The organism is Spirosoma endophyticum (genome assembly GCF_900112365.1).
GTDB lineage: Bacteria > Bacteroidota > Bacteroidia > Cytophagales > Spirosomataceae > Spirosoma > Spirosoma endophyticum.
The window spans coordinates 1-23,275 of record NZ_FOLQ01000002.1; the positions used below are offsets into that span (position 1 = coordinate 1).

Consider the following 23,275-nt stretch of genomic DNA (forward strand, 5'->3'; position numbering starts at 1 on the left):
GTTTCGAGCCTATTGGGGAGGTAAATGATGTGGCGGTGAACAGCACCAGTCTGAACACCTACAAGTTCACGGATGCCAATCCCTATCGGGGTACCAGCTATTACCGCTTGAAGCAGTTGGATTTATCGGGTACTAGCCGGACCTACTCAGCCGTACCGGTTACGCTTGATGGGGTGTATGGCGTGTACCCCAACCCAATAGCTTCGAATAACTTCACGGTCTCCCTGGATGAGCCCGCTAACGCAGTGCTGCAATTCTACAGTGCCACTGGGCGTTCGATTGAGGTGGAGAAATCGACGGTTGGTACGTCGAGTGTGGGGCTGAAGCCTACTGAGAAGTTGTCTTCCGGCGTCTATTTGTTACGGGTGGAAGAGCGTGGTCAAGTGCGCCTGCACCGGTTGGTCGTTCAGTAACTATAGAATATTTACTGAATCGAATTAAATTACGAGGGGTTTGGCATAATTGATATTTTCGATCTATATCGATGCTAATTCAGTTGCGGTCAACTAATTGGAGATTTTTAGCATATAAATTTTGTTTTCTATTCTAAGGTCGCTAAATTGTCCTCGAATTGAAAAAGCTATAAAACCTCTTAGCGAATTCAGATCCTTTATTTGTAACCAGTTGAGACGTTATATATCAGATTTATTGACTGACCATCAAGAAGCTAGGTCAGGTTTACAATTACCATTCGGTAGTATGTTTAATGGAGCTTCTTAGCAAGTTGAAACTTGAAATTCACCATTTTAAAGACCTTAAATTGAAAACATTATGACCACTAAGACAACTATTAGCAAGCTTTCAAGTGCGAAAAAAGACTATCAAACGCCACAGGTTAAGTCTCTAGGTAGCGTAAAAGAACTGACGCTGAAACTAGGCTCTATTAGTGATGGATCACAGCCTGGGTTTGCTTAAGCAATAGAAACAGAGTATAGATTATAGCTTGCTTAGCCACATATTTGGACTAAGCAAGCTATTTTTATGATTTATCAACTAATTTTAATCTATGATAATAAGTCCTAGTACCCGTGTCCAGATAGTATCGGGCCAGTCATCTTCAGTTCTCGGAAAAGAAACTATCGTGTTAAATTACGAATTGGGTAATTACTATGAATTGAATGAAATCGGTGGTTTTATTTGGTCTTTATTACAGGTAAATAAAATAATGTCTGTTCAAGAACTTCAAGAAGGAATACTTAATGAATTTGAGGTAGAAGAATCAGTTTGTCATAACGAGCTAAAGCTATTTTTAGAAAGTATGCTGAATGAAAAGCTTATCGAAGCAACTGCATAGCCATCGAAATTTTCTATTAAGTATGCAATGAGTAAATTTTATTATACGGCTTATGGCCTACGTATTGGTTCCGAAATTTCATTACCTCTTCTCAAAGAAATACAAACTGATACAGTTGACCTAACTGTTAAGTTTGGGAACATCTCCGAAATTCCCCCGCTGGCCCCTACTAAAATACATCGTGCTGGTTTAGATGCCCAATTCGCCCAATCAGATGGTCGATTGTGGTTAGACTGGTCACCGATTGCATGCTTTATGGCTGCAAACGGGAATGAGCTCATAGTGGATACAAATCAAACTGATGTGAAGATTTTGTCTTTATTTATTTTAAGTGAAGCGCTTGGGTTGATACTATTTCAAAACGGTTATTTATTGCTTCACGGCAGTGCTATTCAGCTAAATAATAAAGGCGTTGTGTTTGTTGGTGAACCGGGTGCTGGAAAATCAACCACTGTTGCCGCGTTTGCGCAAAAAGGAGTCAGTATTATAAGTGATGATATGGTTTGTATTCGAATCGATGAAATGGGTAAACCTTCATTGATACCTGCTTTCCCTCAAATTAAAATTTGGGAAAAGAGTGTTGAGGGACTACAATTATCTAAAAATGACTTAAACGTTTTACGTACAGGTAGTACTAAGTTTTCGTGGCATGAGTCTGTTTCATTTGAAGAAGCGGCTGTACCGTTGGAACAGATTTTTATTTTAAGCCCTCCAAAAGGAGAAAACACTGAAATTAGCCAACTTGACAAGAGTGAAGGTCCTGTTGCTTTGCTCAGCTATTTTCCTTTGCCCGATTTGCTTCTTCGTGGCGGACAACTGAAAGATCATTTTGAGAAGAGTGTAACTATTGCGCAAACCACACCGATTTTTAGAATGAGTCGTCCAGCAGACTTTGCAAAGCTTTATGCGTTTGTTGACTATATGAAAACAACGATTTAAATGAATGCTGGCCGCTCCTCTGAACTAGAATTGTTATTGATGACTTGTACGATGGACTTGTCATTGGAAAAAAAAACACAGCTAAGCCAATTTTTAGGAAAATACCAACTGAATTGGGATTTTCTTTTTTCATTGGCTGACCGGCATCGTGTAGCGCCTTTTTTGTATAGAACGCTCCAGGATTTGCCTAATATTCCTGCAAAATTTCTAACGAGGCTACAGCACGAATGTCAGATAACTGCAACGGACAGTATGCTCAAATTACATGAGTATCATCGGGTTGCAAAATTGCTCTCCGAGCATAATATTAAGCATATAGCGTTTAAAGGAGTCTACTTAGCTGAAAATAATTATCCAGATAGAAGTCTGCGAAGTATTGGGGATCTTGATATACTCGTAGAGAAAAACAGCCTTTTCGAGGTTATACAGCTATTAGAAGCTGACCAATATCAGTTAGGGCATCAGTATAAACACTATCTACAATATAATAAACGTATCATATTGGCTGATTTACAGGAAGTTAGTCTTTTTAAGCCATTCTTTAACAAAAGTCATTTCGATATTGACCTGCACTGGGAAATCGATTGTCTGAATAAGCAATATGCTTCCTTTTGTTTACAAGATATACTTACCCCACCACTCTTAGTCAAGGAACACCAGATCATTATACTAGTAATTCATCATGGTGTTATTAACATCTGGCAAAAGATTATTTACATAAATGATCTTTATTTTTCACTGAATAACAAAGATATTAACTGGTCCTGGCTATTACAGGAGTTACGTCAATATGGACTCGAAACGGTATTTCTGGTAGGTGTGCAATGGTGTCATCAGATATGGAATCTGCCTTTGCCAGCTTCAGTAGAAGAATTAATCGCTTCTGAACAAGTGAATTCCATGGCCGTAGCTTACGAAAAAAACTGGGAAGTAGAGAAGGCTTTACTCATAATCAATCCCGGGTTACGGCAAATCGCACTTTTTACAAGCGCTCAAACTCAATTCACGAAAAAACTGAAAATTTATACGGCCTATATCAGCCATTTCGTGTTCCGTTCCAGCCTGATTAAAATTGGTAGATACCGCTTCTACCTGCCCAGGCAATTCGGTTTTTTAACTGCATTTTTCCGTATCATTTACGGAGTATATAAGTCTTTATCTATTTCCTGATATGTTTGGTATTGGGTTGAGGCAGTGAACCGAGCCATAATGCAAGGTAAATAATGCGACTTAACAACCAATTATAGCGCGTTTTCTTCACAATTGGCATATGGGGATTAATGACAAAGCCTAAAATTTTTGCAAACTCCTTTCGATCAATAATCTCCCATATAGCATGGCTTGGTGATGCAAATTGCTCATGAGTGGCCTCATATAGTTCCCGGACTGATATATTGCCGTACTCAACGAAGTTGGCTTTTGTAACTCTTTCTACAATAATAGACGGCAGTATACCCTGTAAACCATTACGTATAAGCCCTCGCCCGCGGCCGTGATCAAAACCGACCACTAATGGCGTAGATAAGCCTAGTTCGATAATATTTTTATCAAAAAAAGGAAAGGAATAATCATGGCCATAATAGGCTCCAATATGATTGAATTGTTCGTTGCAGGTTACATTAGTTGTATTTAGAATTTGCTTGCCAATAACGTACTTGTCAGTCGACAGGCTCGTTGCCAGGCTTTCAGTCGATTGTTGCTGCCTGTGAGGGAAGCGTTGTTTAAAATCGGCTGTGAGGGCATCATCTATTTGAGCGCGGAACTGCCATTTATTTATTAGTCGATCATAAAAATAAGCAATAATAGCGGTCGCTGGAATATCGAAAAAACGGTTTTGATCCTGGAATGTGGCTAATAAGTTTGAATAAGCTTTTCCGCGAAAATTCTTTTTTATAGTAGACGTAATGGTATGTGCAAAATATTTTGTCAATTTCATCTGATGGCTTAATTGAAGCCATTTAGGATGAATATACGAAAGATTATAACCACAATTAGTAACAAACTCCTGACTGGCTTTTTGAAAGCGCTCCCAATCATTAGCATCAAACAGTTGATCCAGATATTCAAAGCAGTTGGCAATAACGCTGTCGCCATCATGCCCGGTTAAAAGAATATCGCAGCCAAGTTGTTGGGCCTGAACAGATACACTAAAGTGGAAACTGGAGGGAATAATAAACTGCTCGGGCCGATCAAACATATGACTTATCTTCAGCACAGAATCCACTACGTCAGGTAATGGACGAACCCGATGATGCTGAGTAGCGTATTTATCGACCACAGCCTGTACATATTTCTGTTCTTCAGCATAAGGTTGTTCAGTATCAATATTAAAGGTATGAAGGGTGGGTCGATGTTGACTCAATAATACACGTTGGGAAACACTACTCACGGACGATGAATCCAACCCGCCACTTAAATGAGAACCAACAAGTTTTTTTCCGGCTATACGATCAGAAATCGCTGTCGTAAAATACTCTCTAAACAGTGATGAATAATCTTCAGGGGTATTCAGACCATTAAATTTTTTGGTATTTACACTCCAATAAGAATGAGCCTTTACGTTCTGAGCACTGACCTGAAGATAATGTCCAGGCAAAACATTATAAATATCTTCGTAAAATGTTTCGATTGTATAAGGTATATATTGTGTTGGCCAGGTTAAATACTCTCTGAACTTGTTTTGATTAGGCTTCACCACAACTTCATGAAGGGCTAATAACGCCTTGATTTCAGAAGCAAAGGCGCAGAAGCGGCCAGGCTGGTATACATAATATAGGGGTTTCACGCCCATTGTATCTCTGCTGAGACAAAGCGTATAACGATTGGCATCCCAGATGGCTACGGCGAAATCAGCATTAAGTTCGTTAAAAGCTATCGGCCCGTTTCGAGTATATTTTGTGGTAAAAGGTTGATCAGGTGTAGCGTTGCCAAAAACGTCAGCATCAACGGTGGCAAAGGTTTGAGCAGGCTTATCCAGTTCAATTTTGCCACCAAATGCCAGAAGTATACCCTGGTCTATTTGATAGCTTGTTACATTACCCCGATGCCTCAACAACTTGGTTATGCTCAACGTATCGGATTCAACAATGGCTTGCCCATCAAATCGAACCAGTCCTGCTATTCCCCCCATAGTATTAAACAACAAAAAATAACTGTCTGACAATCACGAGCGTGAGTCTGCCAATAGTAATGACGTAACTACAAAGAAACGAAAAGCCCACATAAGGGCCAAGGAATGTTAGTTTGTCTGTTCAGCGTCACTGTTCAATTCATCTTTCGTATCTTCGCTCGGCAGGATGATATTTAAACACTGCTCGTACAAAATTAACGATTCGTAAGCTTGACGATGATAGTATATACCCGTCTCTATAGTGCAATTGTTTTGCTGATTTCAGTCATCATTGTCGGAGGGTGCCAAACTAATAATGATCCTGCACCTAATGACACGGCTTATTTCCCACTTGAGATCGGTGATTACTGGGTATATCAGGTGACACAGGCCAATTATGCAATTGCTAGCCCAGTTATAAATACTTCTTATCAGCTGCAAGAGAAAATTGCTAGTTCATATACCCAGAATGGCCAGTTGTTCTTTCTTGTTGAAGAATCCATAAAGAAAACAGAACAAGCGGGCTGGCAACTTAATGGCATTCACACTGTGTATAAAAATCTAACAGAAGTCGTTAGTCAGGAACATAATGTACCAGTCGTAAAAATGGTTTTCCCTATTAGCGCTGCAACATCCTGGAATATCAATGCATACAATGCTAACCCCGATACGTTGCTTAAATACCAAGACAATGGTAAAGCATTTGCCGTAGGAAAGTTGAACTTCAACCAAACTATTTCAGTGGTAGGGCCGAATGATTCGACCCTGGTAAATCAGGAGAAATACCGGCAGATATACGCCCAGAATGTTGGCTTGATTTACCAGGAGAACGTATCATTGGCTTATTGTCAGTCGTCCGCAGACTGCATCGGCAAAGCTATAATAGAGTCGGGTACTAGGAAGAAAATAGAGTTGCTCGCTAGTAACCGGCTGCCTTAATTCTGCCAGAGAACTTTGCCTTTATAGGTTTCCATCCGACCTCCTTTCCAGGTTAGTAAGAGTGAATAGAGGTAAATTCCTGGCGACGCCCCCTGCCATAAAAGAGAGTTCTTTCCGGTTGATAAGGAAAACACATCCTCATAAACCCGCATACCAGCCAGGTTATAAACCATCAGGCGGGATTCCACGGGTAACTCCTGTACATTTAATGTTAGTTCAAATTTTGCATAAGTCGTGGCAGGATTTGGATAGGCGCGTAGTATAATTGGCTCGTCGTTTCCTAACACGGTAAGATCAAGTGTATAAGGCGATAACGTTCGGTTGCCAGCAGCATCCTTACCGAAAATAACAAGCTGATACGTGCTGCCAGCCTTTAGCGAAAGACTCGTAGCTATGCGCAACTGATTATCCGAAGTTGATGAAATCTCAAACGTCTTCGGCGAAAGCTTGAGGGGTGTACAGGTGTCGCAACTCTTTAGGTATACATCGACAGCCGACGTGTCTTTCGCAGAAAGGGCATTCTGATCCAGTAAATAAATTTCTACGTGTGGGTTTGCATCCACGGTAGCCTTATTTTCTTTAATGGCTCCATTCACAAATACCGTAATTGTTGGGCTTATCGCATCTGGTAAAGCGGTGGTTGGGTAACTGCTCCCCTGTACCTGGGTCCAGTCGATAGCTAACGTAGCGCTATTATTGGTTTTGCTTAGTTCGACAACCTTATTATCGGGGTCAATAAGTATCTCTATTTTTTGCAGATTGAGATCTTTAGCAATCGTGACGGTCAGCGTGTCCTGATAGCGGAATGAACCAAAGTTTACTATAGTACTCGTAGAAGACGTAGCAGTAGTCTTTTTCACAGATAGTGAGATGGATTGACCAGACACAAATTTTCCCAGGTTGGCCATGGGTATAACCACCTGTATGGAATCACTGCTTTTGATAGCGCTGCCAACTACTGAGGACTGGAGGTAGATCCCTTTCTGACTAACCAGAAAATCGGGATTGGGTAAGGGGTAAACGCTTAAAGCGGGGTCACCCTGCAAAATCATCTCAAGCATTACTGATTCGACGTAGGCATCCATAGCTCCCTTGTCGAGATCCTGGTTTAATCGTTGCTGCACTCTGCCAAGCGACATGCCGAGGGTGCTGGCGTCAGCAAATAAATCAGTATATAATTTCGTCAGATATAAGGTGGTTGGTTGTTCGAAACTCCAGTAGGAGTGGGCCAGTACTATTCCTGCGCCCTTTTGGGGAGCTAGTAGCCAATCCGTTGAAAGCGTGTTGAAACGGGAAAAAATCTCACCAGCTCCGCAGCCATTGAAAATCATGAGCGGATAATTATTCTGATTGTGAAATCCGTTTTCCGGAGGTGAAGCGAACCCAAAATTCATGTCGGTAATGCCTGGCCCAGCATGACCAAAAAAGGTAATTAGGCTTACGCCGTCGTTAACCTGGGGGGAAATATTGATATTCTGTACTTCAGCTTCAATAGTTTTACTGAACGACGTTACTTGTCCACCCAGCAATCCATTGGTAAACGTTTTACCGGCCTCTACCAGAGCCGATCGTAAACTCTGTGCCTGATCCTTGCCGTTGCCGCCACTAATGTGTAGAATGTGTTTGCGCCATAAGCCATTTAAGGCTGGTGTCTCAAGTTGTTTTACTTTTTCCAGATAGGCAAGCACCTGATCGTTCGTTGTTACGTTAAGCCGCCCCGTCGGAATTGCCGGAGAATTAGTTGGGTAACTTCCCAGACCAGCCGTCAGTAAAATATCTGAACCTGGATAGCCAATCGTAGGTACCAGATCGTTCGCCGTGTTTTTCACGTAATAGGGATAACTACATGCCCGACCCACCAGGAGCATGTACTTGACGCCCGTGTTTGTGAGCATGTAATCAGCAAATCGTCGTAGGGCCAGTGGACTCTTTTCACCATAATTGAACTGATCGTAGAGCGAATCTGGCTCCACAATGAAGGGCGTGTAATGACCACCTTGGTCCGATGTCCGATAAGCAGCGTAGGTGGCTGCCGATTGCCGAAGCGAAGCGTGCGTAAGAATTAAGTAATCAGTAGCTTTTGGGAATGTAGACGAAAAGCGAACGGCCTTAATGGCCACTGGTTTTGCTAGTTGATTGCTGACGAAAATAGTCCGGTTCCGATCTGCCTGACTGACGACTATCTGTGTTTGTGTAGCTGTTATCTGCGTAGCCAGGTAACGGCAATTGGCCTTGTCGGTAATGTCGTAGGCAAGCGAAGAGGCCGGAGCATTTGTAACAGATAGTAAGGCTGTTAGCCCTGAATTCGGCAGGATGTGAAAGGCTTTAGTAAGCTTACCCGTCATATCCAATGCCTGTGGGTAGGTGAGTTTTACGTATGTTATCGAAAAATTATTGGTTGCGTAGCCCGTTTTAACCGGTGTGAAACGTAATGTGAGCTGTTCATTTTGGAGTGCCGACGCCGTAATAGTTTGCTGAAACGTTTGACTGGCAAAGCCCAAAAAAGATAAAGGTAGGGTTGACGTAGGACCTACTTGGACTTGAACGCTATGAGGCAAATTGTCCCTGCCATTGATCATGCCATCCAACTTGATTGGCCAGTCGTTCACAACGCGGCCTGTCAATTTCAATTGAACGACGCCAACCGAATCCAGCGTGAGGTTGTTCCCTGACCAACCTTCGCCCGGCTCAAAATAACTTTGTTGTAGATACGGCTCAATGCCTTTAAGGTTGTTGAATGTATACTCGCTGGTGAAAGCCTGTACGGTTTCCTCAACGTGGAATTTTTCGGGAGTAAGACCCTGTGCTGAATTGTTAAGTTCCACCGCTCGTTTGCCTGCTCCTGTGGAATTGGTTAAGAAATAGGCGGTTGTATCAGAATATAGTGTTTGGTAAGGGTGTAATCGTTTTTTAGGACGGTATAATAAAGAGTCCTGGCTGCCATCGTTTCCTTCGCCATAAAACTCAACATAATCCTGAACGTCAAATAGACCATCTTGCTGACCGACCACCCGCATGGAGATTTCCTGCCCTCTAAAAAATAATTGCCAGTTGACCGGATTTGTCGCAAGAAAAGATGCGTCTGCGTTTTTAATGTCCTGATAACTTAGTCGGTAAATGCCCGCCTGAGCTACTGAAACCTTTATGTATTTCTGATTATACTTTACCCATTCGTTCGCAAATCGACTCTGGGCATTTGCCGCCAGCGAACATCCTATAAACAATATCGATAGTAACCAAATTCTCATATTAGACTAACTAAATTAATGTTTTACGCTGATTACAGGTATTTAGGGGCTTGTAAACTTTACCGAATTAGCAAATTGATGCTCCTTCTTCACCTTGACAGACTAATCATGAGCTGGTCTAGTTCGATACGTTAAGCCGATTTGTGCTACTGGGTAAGATGAAAAGCACACCTTAATTTAATACGAAAGCGTGGTGAATAATGTGGCAAACAGTTTAAGCTAATAGATAGATGCACCGCATTTTATCAGTTGTACTCCAAAGATAATGAGATCGCCTGAAATAATGGGCAGTTGTGGGCCGTATTGCTACGTATATACGAATAGAAACCTACTTCAGTTTTTGAAGCGAAATAGCGTAATTTACTCAATGAATATGGATAATTACGGCCATGAATTATTAAGTGCTACGTGCCGTATAGGTGGTATAGCTAGATGGGAAGGGTTTCTAAAAAGTCAATTGCGCTTTAGCGGGAATCAAGGGCACAATTACATCAAATGCCTCATCCGATTCACAAATATCTATCGTTGGCTGGTTTAAGAGCCGATACTTCATATTAATATTTTGAAGCCCTTTTTTGGTGGAAGAAAACCGATTAATGCCTTTACGTTGCAGGTTGTTCCGTACCACCAAAAGGTTCTCGCTATTCGTGAAAATTCTGATCGTCAACGGACTGCTAGACGAAACTACATTATGCTTTACCGCATTTTCGATCAATAACTGCAACGTCAGCGGGGGGAGCAAGCATTCCTCATGCGCATTGTCGATCGCAATTTCTAAACGAATACCCTGGCCATAGCGTGTTTTCAGCAGATGATAATAGGAATTGATGAATTTCATTTCCATAGACAGCGAGGTCAACTCCCGATCATTAGCCTGAAGCAGATAGCGGTACACACTTGATAGCTCATCAACAAATTGCTCCGCTTTTGTTGGCTCATCAGCAATCAAGGCTGACAAGGAATTGAGGCTATTAAACAAAAAATGGGGGCTTAATTGTGCCTGGAGCGCCCGCATTTGCATTTCGGCTACCTCCTGCTGTAGCGATTGCACAGTCTGATTGGCCTCCGTATGATCATGATGTCGTAGTTCGCGCTCCCGAAGAAGTGCCTGTTGAATTAATGACTTTTTGAGCACATCACGGCGATGACGATAGGTTAAGCCTATGGAAAAAAACAATAATTTCAGCACGATGCCAGCTTGAAGATAGGTTAATGGGGTGAACCAGAAAACCCCCGAACTGATGTTGGCTAATGACATTGTCAGAATCATCGCTACCAGGGCGCCCAGCACGAGCATAGATGAACCGGTAATGAAAAACCGGGAAATGATATCTTTCTTCTGGTAAATGGTAACGACAATGTAGCCAGATAAAACAGCTAGTCCTGTCCGCACTACCGTGTGAATGAGTTCGTGGATTGGCAGTTTCCAGTAATCGGAGAAAAAGCAAAAAACGACTTCTATTACGAGATAGGTGACTAAGCCAGCTTGCGTAATACGGAACAGACGTAATAAAGCAGGATGACGATCCTGGAGGTTAAGAAAAGCAATCGTGAAATCATAGTAAACGAAGTAGGCGGCCATTGGGCCAATAATTCGCACAAAATCAGCGGTATGGGCAGAAATATTCTCAGCCTCGCGCAACGGAAAATAAAGGAGCCAGACTAGCAGGTAAACCGTGTAAAGACCATAGATTCGTTCACGGTAAAGGCACCATTGCACAAGGTTGTACAACAGTATTGCCATCATCATACCCAGGAAAAGAAACAGCCATGTTTCGTACCGCATCATCTTTACTCACTGTAGATTAAAAAGGCAGTTTAAAGTTAACAAAAATGGAATTAGCTACCGACTGAATAATTAACCAACGGCAATTATTCAGGCTTGTCGGTTTAAAAGGATACGACTGCTGGTTCAAATAAGGGCCGTGCTGGCTGCCAAACAACAAAGGCCCCCACTAGTGAGAGCCTTTGCAAACTTATAAAATGACTTAATCAACTATTTAATCGAATCTTTCTTGGTTGTGTCAGTTGACATCGTCGACGTACTGTCACCACCCATTTTCGTCGAATCCATGCTCATTGTTGAGGTGGAATCCGTTACAGTCGTGGCTGATTCGGTTGTTTCAGTTTTTGTGCTAGAGCAAGCTGTAGCCAAAGCCATCATCGATAGAAGGAAGAATGCAGATTTTACCATGATTACAATGAATTATAGGAGTTGATACGTTTTAACCTATTAATGCGCCATTAGAAGAAAAGTAACCCATTGTGGGCGTCGAAATTTCTAATTTTGCCAACTATTTATAAATAAGTCATTAGGAATTCATTTGTTTATCCCTGTTTAACAGATATCAGTCAATAATTTCCCCTTTAATCTTCTTTACTGATCGCATCATATACCAGACCGGCGGCTACAGCATAAACCGCGTGATGCAGCGCATCGATAGCCACAGTTTTTGGGTCCTCCTTTGTAACGGGTGGAGCAACATCAAGTGAAGGGAGCATCGTCAACTCAGTGGCCCAGATCGCGGCAAAGTGAAGCAGCGTGGCTGGCCATCCCTGCACACCAGCCAGAGCAATGAGCCCTCTGGGAATTCCCCAGGACGTTCCATAGGTCCAATGAATCTCCTGGGAGACGGTCTCTTGTTTATCTTTTCGGGTTGGCTTTACCTTAAGAACTTTAGAAACCGCTTTCACAGGCGTGGTGCTGGGTGAACGCTTGGTCAGACGCATTTCAATCATCTGCGATACCGTAATGGCCGCCGTTCCTGCTATTCCCGCCAGAATACCCGCCCATATCGCCAGGCTCAACCCCTTCACTGGATTTTCTTCTATTGTGCTTTTCATACGTTGTAGTCGTTTGTTTTTGGTCAATACCCATCTACCACATAGAAGCAGATAAGGCTACTGATACATAAACAGATACTCGATAAATTGTTACTATTTATTACTGAATGGGCAATTTACTACGTCAGCTTTGTCTTCAAAAACGTTATAGTACGTTCCCAGGCCAGCCTGGCGGCTGCTTCATTGTATCTCGTTGGAGCGGTGTCGTTGTTAAATGCATGTTGCGCGCCCTCATATACATAGATTTCGTAAGGCACTCCGGCTTTTTTCAGCGCTTCTTCGTAAGCTGGAATTCCGGCATTAATATGTTCGTCCAGACCACCGTAGTGGAGCTGCACCGCCGATTTAATTTTTGGTACATCGGCTGCGTCGGGCTGGCGACCATAGAAGGCAATCGCTGCTTTCAGTTCCTGGTCATGAACGGCCAACTGATTCGCCATAGCTCCACCCCAGCAAAAGCCCACACACCCCAGTTTGCCCGTACTATCGGGGCGGGTTTTTAAGAAGTCGAGGGCTTTCACAAAGTTCTCGCGCGTCTTTTGAGCGTCTAGTTTGCCAAATAATTCCCGCATCTGGCTTTCTGGCGTTGGCACCCGATGCCGAGAGGGCGTCGGGTGCCAACGCCAGAAAGCCAGATAAAGCAAGTCGACGTGTTATGTCCTCTATGTGCGGATTTAAGCCCCTATTCTCGTGAATGACCACTACGGCTGGATACTTGCCAGCGGCTGCCGGACGGGCCAGATAGCCTTTCATGGTTGTGTCTGATCCCGGAAACGTAACGGACTCCGTTTTGATACGGTCGTCATGAAGCGAAACCGTTGCAGCCTGCGCATAATTGACTTCCAGGAGCGGCAGTACGCTCAATGCCGAGGCCATACTACCTGTTAAACTAGCCAACCGTTTTAGGAATTCGTCGCGTTTAAGGGGTTTGTGCGTGTATTCGTCGAAAAGGTTAATGATTCGCTGATCCATGAGTTGTTTGATTTTGGGCTTATAATGAGTACTTAACGTAACGGTAATCACCTATATCGGCTAAAAATGTCGATTGAGTCAAGAAACTGCTTCAGGCGTATTAGATTAGGTAGAATAAATTTTCCAAATATTTATCATTATCGTAAATCCGTTACATAGTTGTTTTCGTATATGGAGAAATGTTTATCTAACGCTCACTGCCATGTATCAAGACGATGAATTTAAATTCGATTCGATCTGCCAGGAAGTTGTAAGCTTTTCGGAGTTCAAGCTTCGTTTTGCTCAGTACAAAAGAGCAGTGCATGAAACTATGTACCGGTTGAACCAGCCTAAACCGTTTTTCTCTAGTCAACAACAAGACAGCCGCTCCAGCCTGGCTTATAGAGAAACTGATCAGTAAGTGCTGTCAGTAGATTAAGTTTGTCAGACTACCCTGATAAGCTTAAAGCCGAATTGTCCAGGAAGTTAAGTTATACGTATCAACATTACCTGAAAGATTGAAATCCTTCAGGTAATGTCGATACGTGTTCATGCAGATTTTTCGTAAGGCAACGTACATCGAATTTATATCCTGGCGCTTGAATATCAATTAATTCTCGTCCGACGACACTGGCGGAGTTGGCACGCTCAGGTGTTGCCCAAATAAAATAGCATTTAGAAATAACCGCGACGTGCCGTGCCAGTACGACCTAAAATTTGGATTGTCCGCGAACAGCACTACTCGCCCCTGACCTTCTGTACTGACCACAACCGCTGCCGAATTGCTGATTTTCTTCTTGTTTTCAGTGGAGACAAAGCCACTTACGTAAGGCGATGCCGTATACTTTACTACTGTACTATATGGACTGCTGCTCGGTTTAAGGAACGTAGTGCCATTGCGAAAGATAAAGATTTTACGGTCGCTGAAACCGAAACCTATAGGATTTGTAAGGTCTAAGTCAGCCGTGTAAATTGAGCCGGCCACTGCTCGGGGACCTTCTCTGAGCGAAATGTTAGCAAAATCGACCCGGTCTGGACTGACCCGGTCTGGACTGACCCGGTCTGGACTGACCCGGTCTGGACTGACCCGGTCTGGACTGACCATTTTTGTCTGGTCTGTGGGTTTAGCCGCACCTGCTGTTTTTACGGTGTCAGCCCGACTGGGAACAACAGATGCCAACAGATTTTCTTTTACTAATCCCTGCCGAATGGCCCATTCCGATGCGTTTTTAGTTGTGATTAACGTACCGCCATTTTCGACCCAACTTTTCAGTTTGCCCACCATAGTTTTATCCAGCGAATTGTACTGGCCACCGACTAACACAACCGTGTTGTATCGGGTCCAGTCAACTCGGCTAAGACTGTTTATATCAATTTTGGTTAGCGGCAGGTTCAATTGGTCGCTTAACAGAAACCACACTTCTCCTGCTTCAGACGGATTAACGCCCTGACCCACCAACATGGCTACTTCCGGCTTTTTTAGCATACGAATATTATTGCTACCCAGGTCAATTCCTTTGGCATTCAAGCCAGTAGGTACGCCAACAAAAGGTACACCAGCCTGTCTGCTAACCCGGCCAATCAACGCATATAAGGAGTCCGGTGACAGTTTCTGTCCGGCTACCGGTACCACGATGGAGCCATAACTAAAGTCCTGAATACGGGAGTCATTGGTCATCTGAGGCCCAGATCCGGAACGTCCACCTGTTTCAACGCTGAATGGCCGCATGGCCACTTTGGTTTGTACATCAGCCTGTTGCAACAGCGACAGGGCTTTTGAGGCATGGAAATCGCTCCAGTTCAATACGTATGCATAGTTCGATGGTCCGTTCAGTATCTGCCCGGCCACGGTCTGTCTTGTCCCAATAGGTTCTCCTTTTACTAAAGCAACATCCTTCAACTTGGCGTAGGGGAGGCCATAGCCATGAACCAGCGACCAGCCCGTTACATCATAAAATACGCTGTCATGAAAAGCCGTCACTTCTTCGAAAATTGAGTGTACCAGACGGTATTCCGGCTGATTCGTTGGCACGACGAAGGCACGCCCCTTGTCAAATTTCTTAGCGTCTACCGTTACGTTCTGGGGTAAATCATAGACCTTAATTTTGTGCAGAAGCAGCGTTTCCAGAAACCGGTTTGTCAGATTTTCGTCGGTTGAGCTGCCGAATACATAGGCTTTGGTCGGAAACTTCTGTGCATCAATCAGCGCGGAAGCGTAGAAATCGCGGAGGTGTTTCAGATACAGTTCCTTCTCTTCGACGGCCCCTTTCACGGCCGCCAATCCCGTGGCCAGGTGATTGCGGATAGTGAACGGGAACGTAACGATACCGTTGCTACCTTCCTGAGCCAGCCCTCGTGAGCTACCCACTTCGAAGGTTACGCCCACACCGCCCGTAAAATCAGGGTAGGTTGACCCATAAATAGGCGACAGGTTGTCGAACTGTTCTTTTGTCCAGTACAACGAGCCCAGGTTGTCGAGTGCTTTCGCAAAATACCTGGCCAGGTGGACATTCAGTACGTCGTACGTAGCGCGGGGAATCAAATCATTTTCTGTGCTGTAAGGTTTCGAGGGTTCAAAATAATACGTACTGCTGGTGCCCATTTCGTGAAAGTCGATCATTACGTTTGGGTACCAGTCGCGGTGGAAAGCCATTCGGTTTCGGCTTTCGATATGAGCCAGCGGCAACCAGTCGCGGTTAAGATCGTTCAGGTAATGGTTGAACCGCCCGCCCGGCCAAAGTTCATTGTGCTCCCGATCGAGTGGGTCCGTTACGGGCGGAAAGGATTTGTGCTGATTAAACCACTGCACAGCCCGGTCGCGTCCATCCGGATTTTCGGCAGGATCGAGACTGATAACGGCATTCTGGAGCCACAGGGCGGTTTCGGGTGCCGTAGAGGCTGTCAGATAATAAGCCGTCAGTAAGGCCGCTTCGCTACTGGAGTTTTCGTTTCCATGAACCGTGTAGGCCAGATGCACAACAACAGGTAGCTTTTTGTAGTCGGGAGCGGCTGCTTTGGGATCAATCAGTTGAAGGTGCTCCGTACGTAGCGATTCTAATTTTTTCTGATTTTCGACTGAGGTAAAAAAGGCAATAACCTGTGGCCGCTCTTCGTAAGTCTTACCAATAACCTTGAAACTGACTTTATCCGACAGGCGATCCAGTTCTTTCAGATAATCGACGATTCGATCATAGCGGGTATAATGCGATCCAACCGGATAACCCAGAAACTGTTCCGGAGTTGGAATGGTCGCATCAAAACCACCAGTATAGCTGGGAAAATAATATCGGTTCTGCGCCTGCGCCGAACCCAATCCCAGCCAGATAGCCGAGAAAAAGAAGAGGTACTTGTTGATCATGGTTGTATGAGAGGAAGTAAGTTGGAAAATATACGGAACTGAGCTATGATTTTGCAGTAAATCCGGCTAGCAGCAATATCGTCAAACGAAATTGGAAATACGCACTTCTATCAGTAGGCGATGCAAGTTTGTGCCAAAGGGTTTAGATTACGGAAACCTATTGAACCGTATGGTAAAACACAAGCCCCCGCCTACCTTTGCAAGTATAGTCGTTGGTCGGGAGTCGACAGGAAAACCCGCCGATACCTGTTACTAACGACTACTGACTAAACACTATCGACTATTTTCATGGAATACCGCATCGAAAAAGACACGATGGGCCAGGTACAAGTCCCGGCCAACGTTTATTGGGGCGCTCAAACTCAGCGTTCTATCGAGAATTTCAAAATTGCTCAGGACATCAATAAAATGCCCCACGAAATCATCAGGGCGTTTGCGTACCTCAAAAAAGCGGCTGCGTTAACGAACCTTGACGCAGGCGTATTGCCGCAGGAAAAGAGTGACCTTATCGGTCAGGCCTGCGATGAAATTCTGGCTGGGAAACTGGACGACCAGTTTCCACTGGTCGTGTGGCAGACAGGATCGGGCACCCAATCGAATATGAATGTAAATGAGGTCGTTGCCTATCGTGGACACGTATTGCACGGTGGTCAACTGTCCGACGAAAAGAAGTTTCTGCACCCCAACGATGATGTAAACAAGTCGCAATCGAGCAATGATACGTTCCCGACGGCCATGCACATTGCGGCCTACAAAATTCTGCTTGACGTAACGATTCCGGGCATTACGAAACTGCGCGATACGCTGGCGGCCAAGTCGAAACAGTTCATGAACATCGTGAAAATCGGTCGAACGCACTTTATGGATGCTACACCGCTGACGGTAGGGCAGGAGTTTTCGGGCTACGTATCACAACTCGATCATGGCCTGCGCGCCATCAACAATTCACTGGCTCACCTGAGCGAACTGGCGCTGGGTGGCACCGCCGTTGGAACGGGCATCAACACGCCCCCAAACTACTCAGAGAACGTAGCAAAACACATTGCCAACGTAACGGGATTACCTTTCATTACGGCCGAAAATAAGTTTGAAGCGCTGGCTGCCCACGATGCTATTGTGGAAGCCCATGGTGCACTGAAAACCGTAGCGGCCAGCCTGATGAAAATCGGCAACGATATTCGAATGCTGTCGAGTGGCCCGCGGGCGGGCATCGGTGAACTGCATATTCCTGATAATGAACCGGGTTCGTCGATCATGCCGGGTAAAGTAAATCCAACACAGTGCGAAGCCATGACAATGGTGGCGGCACAAGTAATGGGCAACGACGTAGCGATTAACATTGGCGGTATGAACGGGCATTTTGAACTGAACGTGTTCAAGCCGGTCATGATCTTTAATTTTCTGCACTCAGCCCGGCTCATCGGCGATGTTTGCGTATCATTCAATGACAAGTGCGCGGAAGGCATCGAACCCATCGAAGCCAATATCAAAAAGCACGTCGATTCATCGCTGATGCTGGTGACAGCCTTGAATACGAAAATCGGTTATTACAAAGCTGCCGAAATCGCCCAGACTGCCCACAAAAATGGCTCGACCCTGAAAGAAACTGCGCTACAACTCGGCTATCTGACCGAAGACGAGTTTAACGAATGGGTAAAGCCGGAGGACATGGTGGGTCGGTCCAACGTGTCAGGAGATTAAGCCATCTCAACGCACACTTATAAAACGTATTACAAGAGGCTGGTCATGCTATTGACCAGCCTCTTTTCGTGTTCGAGGTGAACATGGCGATGATGTTAAAATTTCATTAAAAAATCAGTCGTCATCCCTCTTAAAGTATACTGCTAAGTGGCTATTTGTCCAATGAATAATATTGTATTATTCTTATAATAGCATTTTGTTGTACTAAATAAAGCTAATTGGCCTTTCTTAACGTTTACAAGGGATTTCGATGATTACTTTTCCTCGTTTAAACGAAATTTGTTTAAACGAATATTGGTTATACCTTTGACACGCCCTACTGAATATGGAAATGCAACTAGTGAATGAATACCACCGGCTGATTAAAAACCTGCATATGACCGATGGGTATATCTTCAACTATTTTGGACAAAAGCTAGCTCCGTTCGATCTGTCGGTTCAGCAGTACATTACCTTACGACGTCTTTCGGAGGTTTATCCCAGCAGTTTAACCGCCGGGGAATTGAAGGAAAAAATGACGGATGTGAACTCAGATATGACTCGGTTGACCGACCGGCTGGTTGCCAAAAACTTGATCGTTCGCGAAGTTGATCCGCAAAATCGTCGTCGGGTGAACCTACGGCTCACTGAAGAATCCTACCGGTTTGTAGAAACCGTTGCTATAGAGTTCAAGAATTTTGAATCGATCGTGAGCCACCTGACTGACGACGAAGTACGCACAATGAACACACTCCTGGAAAAAATTAGAAATCGGTAAAATGAAAAAGTACGTAATAGGAGCGGGCTTGTGGTTGCTGAGTTTGGGATATATAACCGCCCAGCCAACACCCTCTGTAATGCCGCTCGACAAGGCCATTCAACTGGCCTTACAAAACAACAAGGGCATTAAACTGGCCGATTCGCGCACGCTGTCGGCCGAAGCCCGTTCGCAGGAAGCGAAGGATCGTAGTTTGCCAACGGCGAATGCGTCACTGGCTTATTCCCGCTATAGCCTGACGGGGCCGTTCTCATTCGGGCAGGATGCCGATGGAAAAGCCCTGGCCAGCATTCCGGCTGGCGCCTTCAATGCAACTATCGGGGGTGTTACGGTTGCCAAAGAAATATTTGGTGGTTTTGCGGAACGGTCGGCTGAATTGTCGGCTAATTTATTAGCACAAGCTAGCCATCTGGATGCGAAACGGAATCGCTCGGAATTAGTCTATACGGTAACTGATGCTTATTATAACATCGTTAAGCTGATTAAGTCAACGACTGTAATTGAGCAGAGTATCAGGCAGTTCGATGAGAAAGAACGCGAAGCCAGGAATCTGGAGAAGGAGGGTATCGTAACCGCCAACGAAGTGTTGAAAATTCAGCTGCAAAAGAATAACCTGCAACTGAGCCGTTTACAGGTTGACAAAGCCCGACAGACAGCACTATACAATTTTAATCTGCTGGTTGGTTTGCCGACCGAACAATCTGTGGCGGTTGATACGACGCTGACGAATCCCATTACTACCGTCGAACCACTAAGCAATTTCCTGACGCAGGCTGTGCAAATACGTCCTGAAGTACAGGCTAATGTACTACGTGTCCAGTCGGCCGAGGCTCTGTTGCGTAACACCAAAAGCGTTATGTACCCACATCTTGGTGCATCGGTAGGGTATAACTACATCAACCCAACGGCCAAACTCATTCCTGAAGGAAGTTCGTTTGTAAGTGCCTGGAACGTAGGACTGGGGCTGACGTATAATATTGGTTCGCTCTATAATCTGAAAGGCAAATTAAACAGTGCTAAAACGGCCATTGATCAGGCTGACCTGCAAGGCCAGCAACAAACCGATCAAATCCGGTCGGAGGTAGTTACGGCGTATAACAATTACCAACTGGCGCTGGAGCAACAGAATGTGATACGTACCGCTGTTGGGCAGGCGCAGGAAAATTACCGCCTGACCGAATCCCGGTTTCGCAATGGGCTGGTCGGTTCGACTGACCTGCTGGAGGCTGACAGCTTCCTGCTGCAGGCACAACTTAATGTTATCAACGCCACCGTCGATGCGCAACTGGCCTATCAGCGCCTGTTAAAAGCCACGGGCAACAACCTTAATTAATCTCGTTTCGTAAAGCGATAGACTAACCATGAATACCAAAACTTTAATCCGTGTAGGGGGCATCATTGTCCTGGCCATCGCCCTCTTTTTTGGGTACAGTGAATTTAAGTATCTGCAACGTCATGAAACCACCGATGATGCGCAGATTGACGGTGACGTAAATCCGGTCATTCCCAAGGCAAGCGGCTATGTAAAAGCTATTCGTTTCAAAGACAATCAGTTCGTGAAAGAAGGCGATACGCTGGTCGTATTAGACGATGCTGACTACAGAATCCGGGTAGCTCAGGCCGAAGCAGCTTTGCAAAGTGCGATGGCTTCCGACCGGGTTTCCCGTTCGCAGGTGAACGTAGCACTGGCAACAGTACAAAACTCGCAGGCAGGTGTTCAGACGGCTAAAAATCAGGTAGCTACTGCGCAGGCTAACGTAGCAGCAGCGCAGGCTCGTGCTCGCAAGGCCAATCAGGATTTTGAACGTTACGGTCGATTGCTGGCTGAAAAAACCGTTCCCCAACAGCAATATGACGCCATGCAGGCCGAACGGGATGCCGCTCAGGCTCAGTTACAAGCGGCTCAGGCTCAGTTGCAAACGGCTCAGTCGCAGGTGAATGCGGCTGGTACACAAACGGGTGTTACCAGTTCGCAGAGTCGGGCAACCAAAGGGCAGATTTCAGTGGCTCAGGCGGCTATCAAACAGCGTCAGACGGACTTGGATCTGGCTAACCTTCAGCTTTCCTATACGGTTGTGCTGGCTCCGGCTTCGGGTGTTGTTTCAAAGCGGTCGGTGCAGGTAGGTCAACTGGTTCAGGCTGGACAAGCGCTTTGTTCAATCGTTAGTAACTCGACCTTGTGGGTAACGGCTAACTTCAAAGAAACGCAGTTGAACCAAATGCAGCCTGGTCAGAAAGTAGACATCGACGTAGATGCTTTCGATGGCGAAAAACTGACGGGGCATGTTGGTTCGTTTGCCGGTGCGACGGGTGCGAAGTTTACCTTGCTGCCTCCTGATAACGCTACCGGTAACTACGTGAAGGTCGTACAACGGGTTCCGGTACGTATCGATCTGGATAAAAATAGTCCGCTTTACGCCCGGCTTCGTCCTGGTATGAGTGTGACGGTTGCCGTGGATTTACAGGAAAAATAGTATTGGTTTTCGGTATTCGGTTTATGGCGGACCGTAGCGACGGACCCCGTACATTGAATACCATAAACCGAAAACCATTGAAATTATGTTCAAGTTAGGTTTTGATAAATGGGTTATCGTTTTGACCGTAACGATGGCTGCTTTGCTGCAAACGATCGACTCATCGATTGTCAACGTTACGTTGAACCAGATGATGGGTAACCTCGGTGCATCGCTTGGCGATATCAGCTGGGTTGTTACGGGTTACGCAGCCGCCAGTGCGGTTATGATCACCATGTCGGGCTGGCTGACATCCAAACTGGGCCGCCGAAATTACTTTGCCGCGTCGATCGTCATGTTCACGATTGCGTCGATATTCTGTGGTACGTCTACCAACGTATGGGAGCTGGTATTTTTCCGGGTAGTGCAGGGTATTGGCGGTGGTGGTCTGCTGACCACAGCCCAATCGATCCTGATTCAAACCTTTCCTAAAGAAGATATCGGTATTGCCAACGCCATCTTCGGGATGGGGGTCATCATTGGCCCCTCCATTGGCCCAACGCTTGGGGGGTACATCACCGATAACCTGTCGTGGAACTGGGTATTCTACATCAATATCCCGTTTGGTATCCTGGCCACATTCCTGACGTATACCTACATCAAGGAGCCTGCCGAGAAGGTTGCGGCCGGTAAGATGGACTGGCTGGCGCTGATACTCCTAATCATGGGTATTGGTGGATTGCAGATCATTCTGGAAAAAGGCGAAGAAAAAGACTGGTTCGATTCACGCTTTATTGTCGGTATGTCTATTGCGGCCGGTGTTGGTCTGATAGGCTTTATATGGCGACAACTGGCCGTTAAAATCCCCATTCTGGATTTGAGATTACTACTTCAGCGCCGGTTTGCAGTGGGTACGTTGTTCAATTTCATTCTGGGTTTTGGACTGTTTGCATCGGTCTTTATTATTCCGGTTTTCTGCCAGACCATTCTTGGGTTCACGGCCAGCCAAACGGGATTGCTGCTGATGCCCGGTTCCATCGCGACGGGGTTGATGATGCCAATTGTTGGAGGATTGCTCAGTAAGAATTATATCTCGCCGATCTGGTATGCCGCCATTGGCTTTTTAATGTTCTTTGGTTTCTGTTTCGATTTGTCGGCAATTAGTCTTGTGGCCGGTCCTGATTATTTCTTCTGGCCGCTCATCGTTCGGGGTATTGGCATGGGGTTGATTTTTATTCCGCTGACAACCATTACGTTATCGGATCTGAAAAACATCGAAATTCCCCAGGGGTCGGCGCTGACTGGTATGATTCGTCAGTTGGGTGGTACGTTCGGAACGGCTATCATGACGACCTATATTTCAACGCGTACCATGTTTCATGCATCGCGGTTGGGGGATAATGTCTCGATTTATAATCCATTTTCAGTCGAGCGTATCAAGCAATACACTGGCCTGTTTCTGTCGAAAGGTGATGCGCTGATGGCAGCCACCAGCAAAGCCTATGGCATAATGCAGGGAGCCGTTATGAAACAGGCTCTAGTGATGACGTATGCCGACGCTTTTTTGGTTATCGGCGGTTTCTTCCTGGTCTGCGTGCCGTTGCTGTTATTGTTTATCGGTAAGAAAATTGAAGCACCTGCTCATACCGAGATGGTGATGGAGTAAGGGCGGGAAAAGAGCT

Annotated in this window: 18 protein-coding genes and 1 pseudogene; 12 read left to right on the top strand and 7 right to left on the bottom strand. The window is 45.2% G+C overall.

From position 1 onward, the window contains the following. From BM202_RS05065 to BM202_RS05080, 5 genes are all read left to right on the top strand, one after another. Positions 1–413 (top strand): T9SS type A sorting domain-containing protein (locus tag BM202_RS05065; RefSeq protein WP_143100634.1); only part of this gene is annotated, 413 nt, incomplete at its 5' end. Positions 414–771: 358 nt separating this feature from the next. Beyond that, complete coding sequence (locus tag BM202_RS36555; RefSeq protein ID WP_143100635.1) at positions 772–915, top strand: lasso RiPP family leader peptide-containing protein; 144 nt, start codon at positions 772–774, stop codon at positions 913–915. Between the two features lie 166 nt (positions 916–1,081). Continuing rightward, complete coding sequence (locus BM202_RS05070) at positions 1,082–1,294, top strand: PqqD family peptide modification chaperone (protein ID WP_245776530.1); 213 nt, start codon at positions 1,082–1,084, stop codon at positions 1,292–1,294. 27 nt (positions 1,295–1,321) lie between these two features. Next, positions 1,322–2,233 carry a phosphoenolpyruvate carboxykinase (ATP) gene (locus BM202_RS05075; protein ID WP_093823695.1) on the top strand — a complete coding sequence of 304 codons (912 nt, stop codon included), beginning with the start codon at positions 1,322–1,324 and terminating at the stop codon, positions 2,231–2,233. Then, positions 2,234–3,403 carry a nucleotidyltransferase domain-containing protein gene (locus BM202_RS05080; RefSeq protein ID WP_093823697.1) on the top strand — a complete coding sequence of 390 codons (1,170 nt, stop codon included), beginning with the start codon at positions 2,234–2,236 and terminating at the stop codon, positions 3,401–3,403. Here the strand turns inward: BM202_RS05080 and BM202_RS05085 are convergent. After that, positions 3,393–5,363 carry an asparagine synthase-related protein gene (locus tag BM202_RS05085; RefSeq protein ID WP_093823699.1) on the bottom strand — a complete coding sequence of 657 codons (1,971 nt, stop codon included), beginning with the start codon at positions 5,361–5,363 and terminating at the stop codon, positions 3,393–3,395. The two genes, BM202_RS05080 and BM202_RS05085, sit on opposite strands and share 11 nt — an antisense overlap. A 216-nt stretch (positions 5,364–5,579) precedes the next feature. Between BM202_RS05085 and BM202_RS05090 the strand changes: the two genes are divergently transcribed. Then, positions 5,580–6,281 (top strand): hypothetical protein, encoded by a 702-nt coding sequence (locus tag BM202_RS05090; RefSeq protein WP_093823701.1) that lies wholly within the window; start codon positions 5,580–5,582, stop codon positions 6,279–6,281. Here the strand turns inward: BM202_RS05090 and porU2 are convergent. From porU2 to BM202_RS39010, 5 genes and pseudogenes are all read right to left on the bottom strand, one after another. Further along, on the bottom strand, positions 6,278–9,529 hold the full coding sequence (porU2, locus tag BM202_RS05095) for a putative type IX secretion system sortase PorU2 (RefSeq protein ID WP_093823703.1): 3,252 nt from the start codon (positions 9,527–9,529) through the stop codon (positions 6,278–6,280). The two genes, BM202_RS05090 and porU2, sit on opposite strands and share 4 nt — an antisense overlap. Before the next feature lie 445 nt (positions 9,530–9,974). Beyond that, complete coding sequence (locus BM202_RS05100) at positions 9,975–11,318, bottom strand: histidine kinase (protein ID WP_245776531.1); 1,344 nt, start codon at positions 11,316–11,318, stop codon at positions 9,975–9,977. 207 nt (positions 11,319–11,525) lie between these two features. Continuing rightward, a complete protein-coding gene (locus BM202_RS37105; RefSeq protein ID WP_177236508.1) occupies positions 11,526–11,723 on the bottom strand; it encodes a hypothetical protein in 198 nt (65 codons plus the stop codon). Between the two features lie 173 nt (positions 11,724–11,896). Further along, positions 11,897–12,373 carry a hypothetical protein gene (locus BM202_RS05110; RefSeq protein WP_093823709.1) on the bottom strand — a complete coding sequence of 159 codons (477 nt, stop codon included), beginning with the start codon at positions 12,371–12,373 and terminating at the stop codon, positions 11,897–11,899. Positions 12,374–12,492: 119 nt separating this feature from the next. Beyond that, positions 12,493–13,345 (bottom strand): annotated as a pseudogene (locus BM202_RS39010) (dienelactone hydrolase family protein). Between the two features lie 202 nt (positions 13,346–13,547). Here BM202_RS39010 and BM202_RS05120 point away from each other — a divergent pair. Continuing rightward, on the top strand, positions 13,548–13,745 hold the full coding sequence (locus tag BM202_RS05120; protein ID WP_093823711.1) for a hypothetical protein: 198 nt from the start codon (positions 13,548–13,550) through the stop codon (positions 13,743–13,745). Between the two features lie 189 nt (positions 13,746–13,934). On the opposite strand, the gene BM202_RS05125 is transcribed toward BM202_RS05120, so the two are convergent. Next, positions 13,935–16,682, bottom strand: coding sequence for a M14 family zinc carboxypeptidase (locus tag BM202_RS05125; protein ID WP_093823713.1), 2,748 nt, complete (start codon positions 16,680–16,682; stop codon positions 13,935–13,937). Positions 16,683–16,970: 288 nt separating this feature from the next. Between BM202_RS05125 and fumC the strand changes: the two genes are divergently transcribed. From fumC to BM202_RS05150, 5 genes are all read left to right on the top strand, one after another. Beyond that, entirely contained in the window at positions 16,971–18,383 is a 1,413-nt protein-coding gene (fumC, locus tag BM202_RS05130) for a class II fumarate hydratase (protein ID WP_093823714.1), read from the top strand. Positions 18,384–18,708: 325 nt separating this feature from the next. After that, a complete protein-coding gene (locus BM202_RS05135; RefSeq protein ID WP_093823717.1) occupies positions 18,709–19,140 on the top strand; it encodes a MarR family winged helix-turn-helix transcriptional regulator in 432 nt (143 codons plus the stop codon). Position 19,141: 1 nt separating this feature from the next. Further along, positions 19,142–20,473 (top strand): TolC family protein, encoded by a 1,332-nt coding sequence (locus BM202_RS05140; RefSeq protein ID WP_093823718.1) that lies wholly within the window; start codon positions 19,142–19,144, stop codon positions 20,471–20,473. Positions 20,474–20,501: 28 nt separating this feature from the next. Further along, positions 20,502–21,614, top strand: a complete 1,113-nt coding sequence (locus BM202_RS05145; RefSeq protein ID WP_093823720.1) for an HlyD family secretion protein — start codon at positions 20,502–20,504, stop codon at positions 21,612–21,614. Between the two features lie 85 nt (positions 21,615–21,699). Further along, positions 21,700–23,259, top strand: a complete 1,560-nt coding sequence (locus BM202_RS05150) for a DHA2 family efflux MFS transporter permease subunit (RefSeq protein WP_093823722.1) — start codon at positions 21,700–21,702, stop codon at positions 23,257–23,259. Positions 23,260–23,275: the final 16 nt, after the last annotated feature.